The sequence below is a fragment of the Marinobacter sp. genome (genome assembly GCF_041984545.1).
In the GTDB taxonomy this organism is placed as follows: domain Bacteria; phylum Pseudomonadota; class Gammaproteobacteria; order Pseudomonadales; family Oleiphilaceae; genus Marinobacter.
On record NZ_JBHIXV010000039.1, the window covers coordinates 1 to 18,080 of the forward strand.

At 59.9% G+C, this 18,080-nt stretch carries 16 protein-coding genes and 1 tRNA gene; 7 read left to right on the top strand and 10 right to left on the bottom strand.

All coding sequences use genetic code 11. The features are described 5' to 3' along the window. Positions 1 to 83: 83 nt before the first annotated feature. The 6 genes from katG to ACFC20_RS15375 all read right to left on the bottom strand — a co-directional run bounded on the left by katG (position 84) and on the right by ACFC20_RS15375 (position 6,670). Positions 84 to 2,258, bottom strand: coding sequence for a catalase/peroxidase HPI (katG, locus tag ACFC20_RS15350; protein ID WP_375193768.1), 2,175 nt, complete (start codon positions 2,256 to 2,258; stop codon positions 84 to 86). Between the two features lie 365 nt (positions 2,259 to 2,623). Then, positions 2,624 to 2,842, bottom strand: coding sequence for a DUF2835 domain-containing protein (locus ACFC20_RS15355; RefSeq protein ID WP_375193769.1), 219 nt, complete (start codon positions 2,840 to 2,842; stop codon positions 2,624 to 2,626). A 4-nt stretch (positions 2,843 to 2,846) separates the two neighbouring features. Continuing rightward, entirely contained in the window at positions 2,847 to 4,745 is a 1,899-nt protein-coding gene (gene htpG / locus ACFC20_RS15360; RefSeq protein ID WP_375193770.1) for a molecular chaperone HtpG, read from the bottom strand. A 265-nt stretch (positions 4,746 to 5,010) separates the two neighbouring features. After that, positions 5,011 to 5,445 (bottom strand): PaaI family thioesterase, encoded by a 435-nt coding sequence (locus tag ACFC20_RS15365; protein ID WP_091984632.1) that lies wholly within the window; start codon positions 5,443 to 5,445, stop codon positions 5,011 to 5,013. Continuing rightward, complete coding sequence (locus tag ACFC20_RS15370; RefSeq protein ID WP_091984629.1) at positions 5,442 to 5,912, bottom strand: PaaI family thioesterase; 471 nt, start codon at positions 5,910 to 5,912, stop codon at positions 5,442 to 5,444. Before ACFC20_RS15370 ends, ACFC20_RS15365 begins: the two co-directional genes overlap by 4 nt. A 14-nt stretch (positions 5,913 to 5,926) precedes the next feature. After that, complete coding sequence (locus tag ACFC20_RS15375; RefSeq protein WP_091984626.1) at positions 5,927 to 6,670, bottom strand: DUF599 domain-containing protein; 744 nt, start codon at positions 6,668 to 6,670, stop codon at positions 5,927 to 5,929. Positions 6,671 to 6,870: 200 nt separating this feature from the next. Between ACFC20_RS15375 and ACFC20_RS15380 the strand changes: the two genes are divergently transcribed. The 4 genes from ACFC20_RS15380 (at position 6,871) to ACFC20_RS15395 (ending at position 11,014) form a co-directional block, all read left to right on the top strand. Beyond that, positions 6,871 to 8,148 carry a M48 family metalloprotease gene (locus ACFC20_RS15380; protein ID WP_375193771.1) on the top strand — a complete coding sequence of 426 codons (1,278 nt, stop codon included), beginning with the start codon at positions 6,871 to 6,873 and terminating at the stop codon, positions 8,146 to 8,148. Positions 8,149 to 8,327: 179 nt separating this feature from the next. After that, the gene (locus ACFC20_RS15385; protein WP_375193772.1) at positions 8,328 to 8,873 is read left to right on the top strand and encodes a hypothetical protein; all 546 of its coding nucleotides are present in this window, start codon (positions 8,328 to 8,330) and stop codon (positions 8,871 to 8,873) included. Beyond that, entirely contained in the window at positions 8,873 to 10,060 is a 1,188-nt protein-coding gene (locus tag ACFC20_RS15390) for an iron-containing alcohol dehydrogenase (RefSeq protein WP_091984618.1), read from the top strand. Before ACFC20_RS15385 ends, ACFC20_RS15390 begins: the two co-directional genes overlap by 1 nt. A gap of 183 nt (positions 10,061 to 10,243) precedes the next feature. After that, entirely contained in the window at positions 10,244 to 11,014 is a 771-nt protein-coding gene (locus tag ACFC20_RS15395) for a substrate-binding periplasmic protein (protein ID WP_375193773.1), read from the top strand. Positions 11,015 to 11,050: 36 nt separating this feature from the next. Here ACFC20_RS15395 and ACFC20_RS15400 read toward each other — a convergent pair whose 3' ends face one another. Together ACFC20_RS15400 and ACFC20_RS15405 are read right to left on the bottom strand one after the other, a co-directional pair. Then, the gene (locus ACFC20_RS15400; RefSeq protein ID WP_375193774.1) at positions 11,051 to 13,537 is read right to left on the bottom strand and encodes an ABC transporter permease; all 2,487 of its coding nucleotides are present in this window, start codon (positions 13,535 to 13,537) and stop codon (positions 11,051 to 11,053) included. Then, the gene (locus ACFC20_RS15405; RefSeq protein WP_375193786.1) at positions 13,537 to 14,271 is read right to left on the bottom strand and encodes an ABC transporter ATP-binding protein; all 735 of its coding nucleotides are present in this window, start codon (positions 14,269 to 14,271) and stop codon (positions 13,537 to 13,539) included. The genes ACFC20_RS15400 and ACFC20_RS15405 overlap by 1 nt, the downstream gene beginning before the upstream one ends. A 72-nt stretch (positions 14,272 to 14,343) precedes the next feature. Between ACFC20_RS15405 and ACFC20_RS15410 the strand changes: the two genes are divergently transcribed. Continuing rightward, entirely contained in the window at positions 14,344 to 14,979 is a 636-nt protein-coding gene (locus ACFC20_RS15410; protein ID WP_375193775.1) for an arylesterase, read from the top strand. Here the strand turns inward: ACFC20_RS15410 and ACFC20_RS15415 are convergent. Beyond that, positions 14,976 to 15,887, bottom strand: a complete 912-nt coding sequence (locus tag ACFC20_RS15415; RefSeq protein WP_375193776.1) for a YheT family hydrolase — start codon at positions 15,885 to 15,887, stop codon at positions 14,976 to 14,978. The two genes, ACFC20_RS15410 and ACFC20_RS15415, sit on opposite strands and share 4 nt — an antisense overlap. Before the next feature lie 129 nt (positions 15,888 to 16,016). On the opposite strand from ACFC20_RS15415, the gene ACFC20_RS15420 reads away from it, so the two are divergent. Further along, a tRNA-Asn gene (locus ACFC20_RS15420) sits at positions 16,017 to 16,092 on the top strand. Positions 16,093 to 16,147: 55 nt separating this feature from the next. Here ACFC20_RS15420 and ACFC20_RS15425 read toward each other — a convergent pair. Beyond that, on the bottom strand, positions 16,148 to 17,437 hold the full coding sequence (locus ACFC20_RS15425; protein WP_375193777.1) for a M18 family aminopeptidase: 1,290 nt from the start codon (positions 17,435 to 17,437) through the stop codon (positions 16,148 to 16,150). Positions 17,438 to 17,569: 132 nt separating this feature from the next. Between ACFC20_RS15425 and ACFC20_RS15430 the strand changes: the two genes are divergently transcribed. Further along, a complete protein-coding gene (locus ACFC20_RS15430) occupies positions 17,570 to 18,058 on the top strand; it encodes a hypothetical protein (protein ID WP_375193778.1) in 489 nt (162 codons plus the stop codon). Positions 18,059 to 18,080: the final 22 nt, after the last annotated feature.

Here is an 18,080-nt window from a genome sequence, read left to right on the forward strand (position 1 = left end):
AGGCATTTTGTGGGCCCGCTCAGAAGCTATGTAAATCGAGTTTTCACACAGCCTCCGAAGGCGCCCTTTCAACTGGCAGGTGATCAGTGCTTCACGTCGAAACGATCCGCGTTCATCACCTTGGTCCAGGCGGCTACGAAGTCCTTGACGAACTTCTCCTCGCTGTCGTCCTGGGCGTACAGCTCGGCATAGGCGCGCAGGATGGAGTTGGAACCGAACACCAGATCAACACGGGTCGCGGTGAACTTGGTGTTGCCGCTCTTGCGATCCACGATGTTGTAGCTGTTCTTGCCGGTGGGCTCCCAACGGTTGGCCATGTCGGTCAGGTTCACGAAGAAGTCGTTGGTCAACTGGCCAACGCGATCGGTGAACACGCCGTGCTTGGTGCCGCCGTAGTTGGTACCCAGGACTCGCATACCGCCCAGCAGAACGGTCATCTCCGGTGCCGTCAGGCCCATCAGCTGGGCACGATCCAGCAACAGTTCCTCCGGCTTGACCACGTAATCCTTCTTCTGCCAGTTGCGGAAGCCATCGGCGACCGGCTCCAGCGGCTCGAAGGACGCCGCGTCGGTCTGCGCGTCAGTGGCGTCGCCACGGCCTTTCAGGAACGGCACGTGCACGTCATGACCGGCTGCCTTGGCCGCTTTCTCGATACCCAGGTTGCCGCCCAGCACGATCACGTCAGCGATGCTGGCGCCAGTGTCGGCGGAAATCTTCTCGTACACCTTGAGTACCTTGGCCAGACGGTCAGGCTCGTTGCCTTCCCAGCTCTTCTGCGGCGCCAGGCGGATACGGGCGCCATTGGCACCGCCACGCATGTCGGAACCACGGAAGGTACGTGCGCTGTCCCACGCGGTACAGATCAGCTCGTTCAGGCTCAGACCGGCTTCATCGATCTTTTCCTTGACCACTTCCTCGATGTAGTTGGTCTCGCCCTGGGGTACCGGATCCTGCCAGATCAGGTCTTCCTTCGGTACGTCCGGGCCGATGTAACGGGACTTCGGCCCCATGTCCCGGTGCGTCAGCTTGAACCAGGCGCGGGCGAAGCAGTCCTGGAAGTACTGCGGGTCAGCCATGAACTTTTCACAGATGGCGCGATACTTCGGATCCATCTTCATGGCCATATCGGCGTCGGTCATCATCGGCTTGACCCGGGTTTTCATGTCGGTCGGGTCAACCGGCATGTGCTCTTCCTTGATGTCGACCGGTTCCCACTGGTTGGCGCCAGCCGGGCTCTTGGTCTGCTGCCACTCGTAGCCAAACAGGAGGTCGAAGTACCCCATGTCGAACTTGGTGGGGTTGGTGGTCCAGGCGCCCTCAATGCCGGAGGTAACCGCATTGGTCGCCTTGCCCTGCATGTTCGGGTTCATCCAGCCGAAACCCTGGGTTTCGACGTCGGCACCTTCAGGCTCCGGCCCAAGGGCCTCGGCATCGCCATTACCGTGGGCTTTACCGACAGTGTGGCCGCCCGCTGTCAGCGCTGCGGTTTCTTCGTCGTTCATTGCCATTCGGGCAAAGGTTTCGCGAACCTGCTCCGCGGTCTTCAGCGGGTCGGGGTTGCCGTTGACACCCTCGGGGTTTACGTAAATGAGGCCCATCTGAACGGCAGCAAGGGGGTTCTCCATGGTGTCCGGCTTTTCAACGTTTTCGTAACGGTTGTCGGACGGCGCCAGCCACTCTTTCTCAGCACCCCAGTAAATGTCTTTTTCCGGATGCCAGATGTCCTCACGGCCGTAGGAGAAGCCGAAGGTCTTGAAGCCCATGGATTCATAGGCAATGTTGCCGGCCAGGATAAACAGATCGGCCCAACTCACCTTGTTGCCGTACTTCTTCTTGATCGGCCACAGCAGACGCCGCGCCTTGTCGAGGTTGCCGTTATCGGGCCAGGAGTTCAGGGGAGCAAACCGCTGGTTACCGGTGCCGCCGCCCCCGCGGCCATCGGCCAGACGGTAAGTACCTGCGGCGTGCCACGCCATACGGATCATCAGGCCGCCGTAGTGACCCCAGTCAGCCGGCCACCAGTCCTGGCTGTCGGTCATCAGGGCATGCATGTCCTTCTCAAGGGCTTCGTAGTCGAGTTTCTTGACCTCTTCGCGGTAGTCGAAGTCTTCACCCATAGGATTGGTTTTGCGGTCATGCTGGTGAAGGATGTCGAGATTCAGGTTCTCCGGCCACCAGTTGGTGTTGTCCTGACCGTGGGCGGTGCTGCTACCGTGCATTACCGGGCACTTTCCGCCTGAGCTGTTGTTCTGGGTCATTTCTCTCTCCTCGTTGGGTTTGGCAAAACGACACTGCTTCAAAGAAAAGGCACAACTAACTATAGGACAGAAAAAACGCACTGCTCTGAGATTTTCTTATGCCCTGAATAGCGATTGCCTATAGGGTTCCCGCAGGCTTGCGGCACGCACCGAACCTATTGCGAGCAGGCAAAATTGCTCGAGTAATCCGTCAGAATTCCCAGCAGGTCCTGCCAGGTCGGTACGACACTCAATGAATTCGGATCTTTCATGGATCAGCTCCTGCCTCACGAGAACAACTTCACTGTAGCCCGGGAACAAGAGACCAATACAATTAATTAAAAATACGTTTATGAAAGTTTTTATTAATCAAGAGTGGTGAAAGGTCAGAGGCGCTCAATGGAGGCGAATTTTCCGGCATCGTCAAAAACGATACGAAAGCTGCCACGAATGCCGTCGGGGAGGTAGAAACGGGAGAGAATACGGGCCGGGAAACGGACAGAACGTCCGTCCCGGGCCGTCGTGTGGACATCGCTGGCCACGCCCTGGTAGAGCTTGATCCACTCATCCGGGCCAATACTGATGTCCACAATGATCTGCTGCATGGGCTTAGTTGGCCAGTTCCAGCAACAGGCGGTTCAGGCGGGTAACGTAGGCGCCCGGATCATCCAGCTGCTCGCCGCTGGCCAGGGTGGCCTGGTCCAGCAGCACGGCGGAGAGCTCGTTGAAACGCTCCTCGCCTTTTTCGCTTTCCAGCCTCTGCACCAGCGGATGGTCCACATTGATCTCGAAGATCGGCTTGCTGTCCGGCACCTTCTGGCCAGCGGCTTCCATGATCTTCTTCATCTGCGCACCCATGTCGAAGTCGCCCACAACCAGGCAAGCCGGTGAATCGGTCAGGCGATTGGTTACACGTACTTCCTGCACACGGTCATCCAGCGCTTTCTTGATGCGCTCCAGCAGGTCCTTGTGCTCCGCGGCGGCCTCTTCCTTGTGCTTCTTGTCTTCCTCGGTTTCCACCTCACCCAGGTCCAGATCACCCCGGGCAACGTCCTGGAACTGCTTGCCGTCGTACTCGTTGAGGTAGCCCATCATCCACTCATCGATCCGGTCAGAGAGGATGAGCACTTCAATGCCCTTCTTGCGGAACACCTCCAGGTGCGGGCTGCTCTTGGCGGCGCTGAAGTTGTCACCGGTGATGTAGTAGATCTTCTTCTGACCTTCCTTCATCCGGCCAATGTAGTCGTCCAGTGATACGTTCTGGGTACGCTCGCCGGTGTGGGTGGAGGCGAACCGCAGCAGGCCGGCGATTTTCTCGCGGTTGCTGAAATCTTCCGCCGGGCCTTCTTTCAGCACGGTGCCGAACTCGCCCCAGAACTTCTGGTATTGCTCCGCATCCTTCTTGGCCAGCTTGGACAGCATGTCCAGAACCCGCTTGGTCAATGCGGTACGAATGCTTTCCACAGTGCTGTCGTTCTGCAGAATCTCGCGGGACACGTTCAGGGACAGATCGTTGGAATCGATCACGCCCTTGGCGAACCGCAGATACAGCGGCAGGAACTGCTCGGCGTCGTCCATGATGAACACCCGCTGCACGTAGAGCTTCAGTCCACGGGGCGCTTCCCGGTTGTACAGGTCAAACGGCGCACGGGCCGGGATGTACAGCAGGCTGGTGTAGTCCAGCTTGCCTTCCACCTTGTTATGGGACCAGGTGAGCGGGTCTTCAAAATCGTGGGCAATGTGCTTGTAGAACTCCTTGTACTCTTCGTCCTTGATCTCGGTACGCGGCAGGGTCCAGAGCGCTGTCGCGTCGTTGACGGTCTCGAACTCGTCTTTCTTCTCCTCGTTCTCGCCTTCGGCCTCCTTGCGCATCTCCACCGGGAAAGAAATGTGGTCGGAGTACTTCTTCACCAGGCTGCGCAGTTTCCAGCCGTTGGCAAATTCCTTGGCCTCTTTCTTCAGGTGCAGCACAATCTGGGTGCCGCGGTTTTCCCGGGCGGTCTGCTCAATGGTGAACTCGCCATCGCCCTGGGACTCCCAGTGCACGCCCTCTTCCGCTGGCGTGCCGGCACGACGGGTGAACACCTCCACCCGGTCGGCAACGATAAAGGCCGAATAGAAGCCCACACCAAACTGGCCAATCAGCTTGCTGTCTTTTTTCTCATCGCCAGACAGCTGCTTGAGGAATTCGGCAGTGCCGGACTTGGCGATGGTGCCCAGGTTCTGAATCACGTCATCCCGAGTCATGCCGATGCCGTTATCGGTCAGGGTGACGGTGTTGGCCTTCTCGTCGAAGTCCAGGCGGATCTTCAGGTCAGGGTCGCCTTCGTAGAGGCTGTCGTCCTTCAGGGCTGCGAACCGCAGTTTGTCCTCGGCATCCGAGGCGTTCGAGATCAGCTCACGAAGGAAGATTTCCTTGTTCGAATACAGGGAATGGATCATCAGGTGAAGCAGCTGCTTCACTTCTGTCTGAAAACCCAGGGTTTCTTTCTGCGCTTCAACCGTCATGGCTTGAGTGTCTCCTGCTTGTGTTGCTGTCTGTGAGACAGACATATTCGTTTGTTCACATTCGCCCCGGGGTCTGAGCGAGCGTGTGGGAGTGGCTTTCCGAAACCGTGCGGAGCCATGGATGGCGGAGCCGAGCGTACACGGACGTATTCACAGCGTGTTTCGGAAAGCCACTCCCACGCGCTTGCCTGCACCGAGGCAATCAATTATGGAAGGAGAATGGGGGCATGCCGGGGCATTTCAAGCCCCGGTAATTGCAGCAAAATCAGTCTTCCAGCAGGAAGTGGGCACGGGCCGTGGCGATGGGCTGGGAGCGGGATTTCTGCCAGGCGGTGACCATCACGTTGGCCACGCGATTGCCCTGGCGGGTCAGCCGGCACTCGGCAAAGGTTTCCCGGTTCAGGCCAGCCCGCAGGTAATCCAGGGAAAAGTCGACAATCCGGGGCATGCGCAGGGAGTCCTGGGACATCATCAGATAGATGTTCGCGGACATTTCCATGAACCCACCAATCACACCACCATGAATGGCCGGCAGAATCGGGTTACCCAGGTTGGACTCCTTGCACGGCAGGCGGAAGATCAGGTCGTCGCCGAAGCGCTCGCATTGCAGGCCAATCCAGGACGCGTAGGGAATGCTCTCCAGCATGCGGCCGAAATCGCCGGTTTCCTGGGTGTAGCGGAGAATTTCAGGATCGGTCATTGCTCACCTCCCGTGATCAGGTCCCGGTAGTGCTTCGGCGTTGCTTCTTTGCCGATGCGCATGAAGGTGGCCACGCAGTTGGCGATGGTTTCACCACCCTCCTGATACGCCTCACAACGGGTAAAGATGATGTTACTGGTGACCCGATAGGTCTCGGCCCGGGCGTAAACCGGCTTGTGGGGATGGGCCGGGCGCATGTAGTCCACGCGCAGGTCCAGGGTTGGGCAAAGCTCGAAGTCGTCCAGTGAGCAGAGGATGACCGAGCCGGAGGCGGTGTCCATCAGCGTGGTGATGGCGCCACCGTGGATGACGCCGGTTTCCGGGTTGCCGATGATGCCGTCGCTGTACGGCAGGCAGAGGGTAAGCCCGCCCTCGCTGGCCTCGGTTACCGAGAGGCCGAGCGCTCTGGCCTGGTTCAGGGTTTCAATAAATCGTGAGACCCGTTGTTTGCGGAGTTCGTCGTTCATTCAATGGCAACCTGTCAGTCGGCTTTCTGGTTCTGCGCGGCAGAGGGCTTACCCGGCAGTGGTTCTTCAAACACCTTGCCACTGCGAAGGGCATCCAGGGCCGCCGAGCAGAATTCCCGGCGATAGAGAACGATCACAACCAGGGTGGAGGCGGCCATGAACACAATCGGGTGAATGAACCAGCCCACCACCGCCAGGGCATAGTAGTAGGACCGCAGCCCCAGGTTAAAGGCATCACCGGCCTGATTGCACACGTTGCCGGCGCTGCGGGCAAACGCTTCTCGGGCAGCGGGGCTGGTTTTGGTGTCATCAGGCGGTGGCGCGCTGCCAATCATCACGGACACAAAATTGTACATGCGCATGGACCAGGTGAATTTGAAGAAGGCGTAGATAAAGACCACCAGCAGGATCACCATGCGCAGCTCCCAGATTTCCCGGCTGGGCAGCGTGCCAAACGGCATGGTGCTGAACACTTCCATGACTTCCTGGGTGTAGCCCAGTGCCGTGATGATACCGGCGAGGATCAGCAGGCAGCTTGATGCAAAGAAGGCACCGTTGCGTTCCAGGTTGCCAACCACCGACGCATCGGCAATGCGGTTATCGCGCCGCAGCATTACTCGCATCCAGTCTTCACGGTACAGGTCCAGGGTATTGGACAGACAGGGGCGATCCGCCGCCCGGCGCTTGGAGTACTCGGTGTAGCCGAGCCAGCAGACCAGAAACCAGGAAAGGGCAATCAGCTCGAGAAGATTGGTCATGGCTTGTCCAGATGCAAGAGTGGTCAGGGCGTTCTAAACAGCGTGGGAACAATCACTTATGATACGCCATGCCCTTGCCTGCCACCACCGCCTGTGGACAACCGGTCATCCAAAGCCATGCGCTTGTGTGCTATAACCTGCGTCAGGAGCAGTGGCGCCTGCGAGCGCACCACCATCGTAATACAACAAGGGAGTTCATCGTGAATCTGTCCGCTGTCAGATCGAGCCTTTTGATCTTTGTCCTGGCCACGGTACTGGCCGGTTGTTCGGTAAACCCGGTTACCGGTGAAAAGCAGCTGTCATTGATCGGCGAAAGCCAGGAACTGGCCATGGGTGCCGAGCAGTACGTGCCTACCCAGCAGACCCAGGGCGGCCAGTTCTACGTAGACCCCGAACTGGGCCTGTACGTCAGCGAAGTTGGTCGCAAGATGGCGGCGGTGAGCGATCGCCCCGACCTGCCCTACGAATTCGTGGTTCTAAATAGCAGCGTTCCCAACGCCTGGGCGCTCCCAGGCGGCAAAATTGCCATCAACAGGGGCCTGCTGACCGAACTTGAAAACGAAGCCCAGCTTGCCTCGGTGCTGGGGCACGAGATTGTCCACGCCGCGGCGCGGCACAGTGTGCAGCGCATGCAGCAGGGCATGCTGATCAGCGCCGGCGTGGCTGGGCTCGGCTTTGCGCTCTCCGACAACGAGTGGGCCGGACTGATCATGGGCGGTGCCGCCCTCGGCGCCCAACTGGCTCTGGCCCAGTACAGCCAGGGCGACGAACTGGAATCCGACCATTACGGCATCCTGTACATGAAAGAGGCCGGTTACGACCCCGCCGCCGCGGTGGAACTCCAGGAGATATTCCTGAAGCTCTCGGAAGGTCGCAACCCGGGCTTTATAGAAGGGATGTTTGCAACCCACCCGCCGTCAGCCAAACGGGTACAGGAAAACCGGGAACTGGCGCAGAAGATTGGCACCGGCGGCTACCGGGGCGAGGACATATACAAGCGCAAACTTGCTGAGCTGCGTTCGCTGCAGCCCGCCTACGACGCCCACGACAAGGCGCTGGAACTCGCCTCCAAGGGCGACATGACCGCCGCCCTCGGGAAGGTCAATGAAGCCATTCGCATCCTGCCCCGGGAGGCCATGTTCTACGCGCTGCGTGGCCGCATCTACGAGGAGCAGAAGCAGCCCGAGAAAGCTGCGGAGGATTTCGAAAAAGCGGTCAGCCTCTACCCGGAGATGTTCAAGTATCGGCTTTACAACGGCCTCAATGCGCTGCGGCTGAACAATCTGGACAAGGCCCGGGAGAACCTGGTGCGAGCCAACGAGGTGGTGCCAACGTCCATCGCATTCCTTCGCCTGGGTGACGTTGCTGTGAAACAGAACAACCGGAAAGAGGCTGTTGCCTATTACAGCAAGGCTGCCGAAGCCGGTGGCGACGTGGCCGAAGAGGCCAAGCGCAAGCTGGCCGCCCTTACCCAGTAAATCCCCTGCCCCTCATAAACCCCGTTTACAGAGGCCGGAAGCCGCAAGGTTTCCGGCCTTTCTGTTTCGGTATCCGGGCATTTGCCCCCGTGACGGCACATTCCCGTCATCGACTGCATTGACTTTTAGAGCAATAGCTCTAAAAATCAGGTGACATCAACAACGATTGGACGACGCACATGCTAGCGAAACGTATCCAGCCCATGGTGTTCCAGGCCAGGCGCCTGTACGTGGAACTGATGTTCCAGGTCATGGGGCGGGCCCTGCAGGCCGTAAGCGAGGTGGATGAGAAAGTTCAGCACGAAGCCAGAGCCCTCCCCGACGGCTTCCTGTTCGAAATGATGGTAATGCCCGACGGCTCCAGGCTGATTGTGGAGCACACCGGTCAGGGCCGGTTCCGCTACCACGGCGACTCCGCGCCGCGCCCGGTGGATCTGTCGATCCAGTTCAAACACATTGCCCACGCCTTCCTCGTGCTGTCATTCCAGGAAAAGACCTCGGTGGCGTTTGCCAATGATCGCATGCTGGTGGACGGCGACATCAGCTACGCCGTGCGCATGACCCGGGTGCTGAACCGTCTGGAGTCGTTCATTCTTCCCAAACTGATCGCCAAGCGGGCGGTCAAGGAATACCCGGCAGACCTGCATCTGCCGGAAAAGCTGATCAGTGCTGCCCGCATTTATCTGAAAGTTGCCACCAATTTTGTTGAGACAGCGAGAGCGTGATGACCAACCAATACTACGAATTCTTCTGCCCGGTGAAAGTGATCGCCGGCAAAGCGGCCCTGGAACACATTCCCTATGAGCTCGCCGGGCTCGCTGCAAAACGCCCGATGATCGTAACGGACAAGGGTGTTCGTGCCGCCGGCCTGCTGGAACCGGTCATTGCCGCCTGTGAGGAAAGCGGCCTGGAAATCGCCACCATCTACGACGATGTGCCGCCGGATTCCTCAACCACCGTGGTCCGTGACATTGCCGGGATTTATCGCCAGGAAAAATGCGACTCCATTATCGCTGTTGGCGGCGGCTCGGCCATTGATACCGGCAAGGCAGTCAATATCCTGGTTTCCGAAGGCGGCGACAACATCGCCAAATACAGTGGTGCTGGTGTGCTGAAGCACCCACTGAAGCCGTTTTTCGTGGTACCCACCACGGCGGGCACCGGCTCCGAGGTTACTTCCGTGGCCGTGATTACCGACGAAGCCAAGGGCGTCAAGCTGCCCTTCACTTCCTCGTTCCTGCTGCCCAATGCCGCGATCATCGATCCGCGCATGACGCTCACTCTGCCGCCGCACATCACCGCGGCCACCGCCATGGACGCCCTCACCCACGCCACCGAGGCGTTCACCTGCATGGCCAAGAACCCGCTCAGCGACGCCTACGCTACCGCGGCCATCAAGAAGATCAGTCAGTCGCTGCTGCACGTGATGGATAACCCGAAAGACAGCGATGGCCGACTGGAACTGGCCCAGGCCTCCACCATGGCCGGCATTGCTTTCTCCAACTCCATGGTGGGCCTGGTACATGCACTGGGGCACGCCACTGGAGCCATCTGCCACCTGCCGCACGGGCTCTGCATGAGCCTCTACCTGCCCTACGTGCTGGAATACAACCTGGAATCGGTTCGGGCGCCCCTGGGCGAACTTCTGCTTTATCTGGAAGGCCCGGAAGTCTACGCGGCCACCCCCGCCAGCCGTCGCGCGGAGGCAAGCATCTCGGCCATCCGCAAGCTCCGCGACGCGCTTTACAAGCGCTGCCAGTTGCCACGTACGCTGAAGGAAGCCGGTAAAGTAACCGAGTCGCAACTCGACCATATCGCGGAGATGGCGCTGGACGACGGGTCCATCATGTTCAATCCAAAAGAAGTAACTCTGGAGGACGCCCGCTCTGTCCTTCGGCGGGCCTGGGCGTAGCGGATACCAGGGCGTCCCGGGGGAGGTGAAGTCTCTGGCCTCTCACCCGGGACCGCCCCGTTAAGATAGAACTGAAATCATTGAAATTGGCCCGAAAAGCGGGGACAATCACATTTTCTGGCAGGGATGTTAGCCGGGTTCGTTTTCCAACTACAGTTCTGATCCGTAGAGAGCCCCTTCAGCATGAAGAACCGAACATCCCGTCTTGCGCTCCTGTTCGTCAGCGCCTTCCTCTTCCTGGCCTCGCCCTTCGTGAGCGCAGTTGGAAACACCGATCAATCCCGCGTGTTTCACTTCAATATTTCTCCCAACGGCTACCCTCCGTATCTGATCGTGGATGGAAGCGAGCCCTCGGGCATCATGTGGGATGTGGTGACCACCATCTGCAAACGTCTTGGCTACGGGATAAAGCCGGAGCAGATTCCCCGCAAGCGGGTTGATCAGATGCTGCTGGAAGGCTATATCGACGGAACGCCCCGGGCCCGGGAATGGGTCGAGAATCCGGAGCGTTTCCTGTTCACGGACCCGGTGGTGGACATCGAAGAAGTTTTCTTTGTGCCCGGCCCAACGCCGTTTTCCTACTCAAGCCCGGAAGACCTGCTTTCGAAAACCATTGTGACTCACCTGGGCTACCGATACCCGCCGCTGGAGCCATACTTCGAGGACGGCAGAATTCGCCGTTTTGACGTATCCAGAGACCGGGACATGTTCACCTTTGTGCTGCATGGGCAACGGTTTGACGCCGCTGTGGCCGACAAACTCGTGGGCAGGTGGATCCTGCGCAACGAGGGTCTTCAGAAGCAGTTCAGCATTACCAGCGAAAGCATCAGCAATTATGGTTTCCGGTTGATGCTGAGAAAGGATTGGCAGGCCTTTGCCAACGATTTCAATGCCGAGCTTGCCCGCATGAAAGCAAACGGGGAACTGGACGCCATTCTGGCAAACTACCGCTAACCTACCCGCAGGTTGCCGGACGCAGGCGCCCTGGAATCATTCCAGGCGCCTGAGCAGGAGCATCGGCGACACACTCAGTACCGGCCTGAGCTGCCAGCGTCCGAAAATGGCCAGAACCAGAGCACTGACCAGAGGAATCGGCAACACCACATGCCAATGCCACTGGAACGTACCTTCGAACATCCGGAACTGGAGCGCCCACACCGCGGCCTCGGCGGCCGTTACCCCCAGTAGTCCGGCAAAGCCCCCCAGCAAGGCAAACTCCAGCATGGTGCTCCGCACCAGCAGGTTCTGGCGGCCGCCCAGGGTTCTCAGCAATGCGCCTTCCCGCTGCCGGTCCCTCAGGGTAGCGCTTACGACCGCCGCCATAACCACAAGAGCGGCAGCCAGAATCAGTGCCAGGATGGCTTCGATGGCCTGGGTCACCTGCCTTACGATTTCCTGGATACGCTCGATGATGTGATCGATCTCCAGGACCGACACCGTAGGGAACTGCCGGGAAAACTCGTTAAGAGCGTCCTTGCGCTCCCGGGGCAGGTAAAAACTGGTAATCCAGGTCGCCGGCATGTCTGTCAGGCCACCCTCGGGAGGGAACGCCATGTAGAAGTTGGGCTTCATGCTGTCCCACTGCACGGTGCGAATGCTGGTCACCTCCTCGGTCACCTTCTCCGAGCCGATGGTGAAGGTCAGCTCGTCGCCCAGCATCAGTCCCAGCCGGTCGGCCAGTTCGGCTTCCACCGACACGCCACGGGCCTGGCCGGGCTCAAACCATTGCCCCTCGACAATCCGGTTATCCTCGGGCAACTCCGACATCCAGGTCAGGTTCAATTCGCGGTTGAGAGCACCAACGTTTTCGTCCTTGCTGACGGCTTCCTTGACCGGTTGACCATTCAGCTCCGTCAGCCGGCCGCGAACCATCGGGTACAGCTTGTCCAGGGGCTGGCCCCGCTCCTGCCAGAAGGTGTCCACCTGCTCTACAGTGTCTGGCGCGATGTTGATCAGGAAATGATTGGGGGCGTCGCTGGGCAATTGCGCCTGCCAGTCCGCCAGCAGGGAGGTGCGTACCAGAATCAGGGTGGCCGCCAGCATCAGGGTCATGGCGAATACGGCGATTTGCGACAGACTCGCCCTGCGGTGCCGATAAAGGCCCACCAGGGCCAGCCGCCAGGCGTTGCCACCGCCTCTAACCTTGCGCAGCGCGGCTACCAGCAACCAACCCACCAGGCCCAGGGCGCCCAGCAACAGCGCCAGACCGCCCAGCAGGGAAACAACCAGAGCCAACTCCCCGGCGTACATCCACACCAGACCAAAAACGGCCACGATTGCGATGACCAGATCGGGCAAGGCCTCCCGGCCGGTTTCCCCGGGCTGGCTTCGCAATACCCGCATGGCAGGCACATTCCGCAGCCGACGCACTGGCGGGTAAGCAAAGGCGAAGAGCGACACGAGGGCAGTCAGCAGTGCAGGAATCAGGGCGGCCGGGTCCAGCTGAAAGTCGACTGCCCGATCCAGCATCTCGCCCAGCATCCGCGTGAGCAGCCAGTACAGTGGCAGGGCTATCGCCAGACCGCCAGCCACGCCGGCCAGGCCCCACAACGCCAACCGCCGCAGATACAGACCGCCAATGGCGGAGCTGTTCAGGCCCAGGGTCTTGAGGAGCGCCACCGTATCACGCTGGGAGAGCGCGTACTGGCGGCTGGCCACTGCCACTGCCACCGCAGCCAGCAGCACCGCCAGGCTGCCTCCAAGCAGCAGGAAGCGCTCCGCCCGCTCCAGGGAACGGGAAAAGGTTTCGCCGTCGCGCACGCCTTCCCATTCATGGCTCGGTTCCAGACGCGGCTGCAGCCATTGATAGTAGGATTCAAGGGCCGATTCCCCGCCGGCAAACAGGTAGACATACTCTACCCGGCTACCTTCCTGAATGACGCCAGTAGCCGCCACATCATCGACGTGCATCATCACCCGGGGCGCCAGGGCGGAGAGCCGGAAGCCGCCATCGGGCTCCCGGAGCAGTAAACCCGAGACGGTAAGACTCAGATTGCCCACGTCAAGAGACTGCCCGATCTGAAGGTCCAACAGCCTCAGCAGCCGTGGGTTGATCCATACCTCTCCGGGACCCGGCCCCTGCTGAACCAGCTCCCTGGGCGCAGCCGGGTCGCGCTGGATCTCAATCTCACCTTTCAGTGGGTAGGTGTCACCGACCGCCTTGACCGACACCAGCTGGAAATTGTCGGCACCAAAGACCATGGTGGAGAATTCCACCATTCGCCCGGTTTGAAGATTGCGCTCCGCGGCTTCCTGCAGCCACGCGTCCGGAACCGGCCGGCCATTCTCCGCTTCCAGCTGCCGATCGGCGGCCAGAAAGGTGCTGGCCGAAGACACCAGGGTGCGCTGAAGCTGGCTGGCAAACAGGGCTATGGTGGCCACCGTGGCCACCGCAATCATCAGGGCCGCCAGAACGACACGGACATCGCGCTCGCGCCAGTCGCGCCGAACGGACATGAGTTTTTTCGCAGCCGCCATCAGTGTGCGGCCTCCCCGGCGGTCTCGGGCTCACTCAGAATGCCGGCCTCAATCTGCAATTGCCGGTTACACCGAGCCGCCAGATGTTCGTCATGTGTCACCATGACCAGGGTGGTGCCCTGCTCCCGGTTAAGCGCCATCAAAAGGTCAGAGACCGCCTGGCCCGTGCGGTTGTCCAGGTTGCCGGTTGGCTCATCGGCAAACAGGATCAGCGGATCGGAGGCAAAGGCCCGGGCAATGGCAACCCGCTGCTGCTCACCACCCGAGAGCTGCCTGGGAGTGTGCGACAGTCGCTCGCCAAGCCCTACACGCTCAAGCAGCTCGCGCGCCCTGGCCTCCGGCGCTTCCAGCCCCGCCAGCTCCAGCGGCAACATTACGTTTTCCAACGCCGTGAGGGCCGGTAGCAGCTGGAACGACTGGAAAACAAAACCGACCCGATGGGCCCGCAACTTTGCTCGCTCATCCTCACTCAACTGGCTGATCACTGCGCCATCCAGCTCCACGGTGCCATCACTGGGCGTGTCCAGGCCGGCCAGCAGCCCCAACAGGGTGGTTTTGCCCGAACCCGACCGGCCGACGATGGCTACGGATTCTCCGCGATTGATTTCAAGATTGACCCCCTGCAAGATCGTCAGCGTATCGGTTTCAAGGCGCACTCGATGCGTCAGATCCCGGACCCGCAACATGGGGCCCTGGCCGTCCGGGGTGTCGGTCTCCGGGGTAACATTGGTCATCTGGTTCACGGAAGCTCCCGTCCTGGGTCAGTAATTGGCTGCGAAATACTGAAAGAGGTGTATTGGTTGTCTATGCATACGGCATTGGTGTACGTCAGATCAATTGTTTTTCTCGCTGCAACGCTGTTCGCGATGCCCGTCCTGGCCAGCCAGAACACTCTCCTTATCGTGGGCGACAGCCTCAGCGCCGCCTATGGCATACCGTCCGAGGCGGCCTGGGTGCAACTGTTGCGGGACCGTCTCGACAAAAACGGCCTGGGTAACTGGACCGTGGTAAACGCCAGCATCAGCGGCGAAACGACCGACGGCGGTGCCCGCCGTTTGCCCGAGCTGATCGAGGAAAATACCCCGGAGGTGGTGGTCATCGAGCTCGGGGGCAATGACGGCCTGCGGGGCTTCCCGCCCCAGGTAATCCAGTCCAACCTCGCCTCCATGATTGAACAGGTTCAGGATGCCGGTGCCCAGGCGGTACTGGTTGGCATGCAGATTCCCCCCAACTACGGTCAGCGCTATACGGAGATGTTCGCCAACATTTACCCGACGCTCTCAGACCGTTACAACACGGCTCTGGTTCCCTTTTTCCTGGATGGCATTTACAACCAGGAGGGCATGATGCAGGACGACGGCATTCACCCCTCCGAGCAGGCACAAGGCAAATTGCTCGACAATATCTGGCCGGTTCTCAAGCCCATCCTCACTGAGGGCTAGCCGGCAACCCCCTGAACGAACGCCAGAGCACGGCGCTCCGACCAGTAGAATCCGTCGCGCGCGTGCTCGACAAAACCCACGTGTCCACCCCAGCGCGGCGCTTCCAGTCGCACATACTGGCCGAGCTGGCGTCGGGATTCCGGAAAGCAGGCGGGCGAGAGAAACGGGTCGTCCGAGGCGTTCACCATAAGCGCGGGTACGCGGATATCCCTGAGCCGGCCGAGGGCGGAACATCGGGCCCAGTAGTCCCGGGCACTCGCAAAGCCGTGCAAGGGAGCGGTGTATCGATCGTCAAACTCGTGAAAGCGCTGAATATCGTCGAAGCCTGAAACGTCAATGAGGTCGGGAAACCGCTTTGCCTTCTCCTCCATCTTCGCTTTCAGGTCCCGCAAAAACCGCTGCATGTAGATTTTCCGGCTGGGCAGCGCCAGCATGTCGGCACTGCCTGCCAGATCACAGGGCACGGAATACCCCACGGCGCCACAGATACGGCTGTCCACGCGCTCGCCCTGTTCGGCCAGGTAAAGCAGCGTAAGGTTACCTCCCATGCTGAAACCGGAGAGAAACAGGGCCTGGTAGCGCTCACCCAGGGCGCGATTGACAACCAGCCTCAGGTCGCCCGTTGCGCCGCTGTGGTAGAACCGCGGCTGCCGGTTCATGACACCCCCGCAGGAACGGAAATTCCACGCGAGCACATCCCAGCCTTCTTTCAACAAGGCCCGCGCAAGACCCCGCACGTAGGGCCGCTGACTATGCCCCTCCAGTCCGTGGGAGACAATGGCCAGACGACCACTACCCTGGCGGTACCAGTCCAGATGCAGTTCGTCGTCGTCAGGCGTCGCCAGAACTTCACGCTCCGGCTCGGCCATCGGGACCTTGCGGAACAGCGTAGGCCACACCGATTGCACATGGCCGTTCCGCAACCAGAGCGGTGGTCGGTACTGGAGGATCCTGCTTTCGTACAATTTTTAGCCTTTCAGATCAGGGGCTTGACCCCGCTAGTTAAAGCGCTTAAGATTCGCGCCACTTGATGCTGTTCCCCGATAGCTCAGTTGGTAGAGCAACGGACTGTTAATCCGTTTGTCGCTGGTTCGAGCCCAGCTCGGGGAGCCACTTATTCCGAAATGCCGCCAGACCAAAAGCCTGGCGGCATTTTTCGTTTCTGGCCTCAGAAAACCTGTTCACGCTGCATGAACTCGGTCAGCACCCGAAACAGGGTGTAGCCGTCTTCATTACCGATCAGTTCACGAATGGAGTGCATGCCAAACTGAGGCACACCGATATCCAGCGTCGTCACACCGAGGTTACCCGCCGTCAGCGGTCCAATAGTACTACCGCAGCCCATGTCACTGCGCACCACGAAGGTCTGGTGGGGCAGCCCGAGTTCATCGCTGATGTGGCGGTAAACCGCTGCCGAACGGCTGTTAGTGGCATAGCGCTGGTTGTGATTAACCTTGATCACCGGCCCCCGGTTCAGGATGGGCCCGTGGTTCTCGTCGTGCTTGTCCATATAATTCGGGTGGATGCCGTGGGCGTTATCAGCCGACACCATCATCGAACGGGCAATGGCCTTGCCCTTGCCAGCGCCGGCCCAGCGATCCAGTACGGAGGTCAGGAACGGTCCCTGGGCGCCCTCTGCCGACATGCTGCCAACTTCCTCATGGTCGTTGCACACCAGCAGCGCCGCTTCCTCACCCGAGGTATTCAGCAGCGACTGCAGGCCAATGTAGCAACTGAGCAGATTGTCCAGGCGGGCGGACGCGATGAACTCGTCCCGAAGCCCCACAAACGAGGCTTCCCTCGCATCGTAGAAACTCAGCTCGTAACCCAGTACTTTGCGAACCGCAAGACCGGATTCGGACTTGATCTGCGATGACAGCAGATCCACAAAACGGGTGGTGTCGCTTTCGGGTACCTGCATGACCACCGGTGGCAGATCGGTCTGGGCGTTGACCGTGCGGTTGCTGTTCGCTTCACGATCGAGATGAATGGCAAGGCTTGGAATAAAGGCGATCGGTTTGCGGAAGTCCACCAGTGTGTCCCGCACCTGACCGTCCTCGTCGAGCACGGTTACCCGACCGGCCAGGGACAGGTCACGGTCAAACCAGGGGTTGAGGAGGACGCCGCCATACACCTCAACGCCCATCTGGAAAAAGCCCTTGCGGCGAAGCTCGGGATTGGGCTTGACCTTGAGGCAGGGGCTGTCAGTGTGCGCGCCGACCATGCGAACGCCCGATGTGGCGACATCGCGGCTGCCGGTTCGAAAGGCAATGATCGACGAGCCGTTGCGAATCACGTAATAGCCCTGCCTGGCGGCGAGTGACCAGTCTTCGCGCTCGTCAAGCGCCTGGAAACCGGCGGCATCAAGCCGCTTTCTCATGGTATCTACCGCATGCCAGGGGGTTGGCGATGCATTCAGAAACTTCAGCAAATCTTTGTTGAATTCAGCGTGTTCCATGATGTCCCTGATTTGAAGATAATGGCCGCAACAGTATGGCATGAAGCCGCAAAGGCTTATAGCAAGTCAACGGACATCACCTATTGGTCGCTGACTCCACCCACCCCTTACCAACACAACCGGGAGCCGAACGTGCCAGCACCGAGATTTCTCGATATCGAATACTGCCAGACCGACGACGCGCTGTTCCCCACGGCTATGGCCTGGTCCCTGGAGGACGGTCGGATGAAAACCGTCGTGATAGCGCCTTCCGACGACTGGCTGCCGGACGATGGCGACCTGGGCGATGTCGACCTGTTCTACCTGGAGGAACAGGGCGTGCCCCTGATCGAGCTTGCCCGCGAGTTGCATCAGGATCTGCCCGACCAGACGGTGTACGTGGATGGCCTGGATCCGGACGAGGTTCTGGTGGACCTCATCTTCACCGCCGTGGGTCAGGAAGCGCCTTTTGAGATCGCGCCAATCACTGAGCTGATTACCGGCCTCGACAGCGACAGCCTGGAAGATCGCAGGCGCCAGCTTCTGTTCGAGGAAAGCCTGGAGCCCCAGTTGCCAGAGAACGGCGTGTATGCCCTGCTCTTGCTGGCACGGGAAGAAGGCCTGTTTGACGAGGAGCTCTGAACGGCCCCGCCGGAGACGGGGA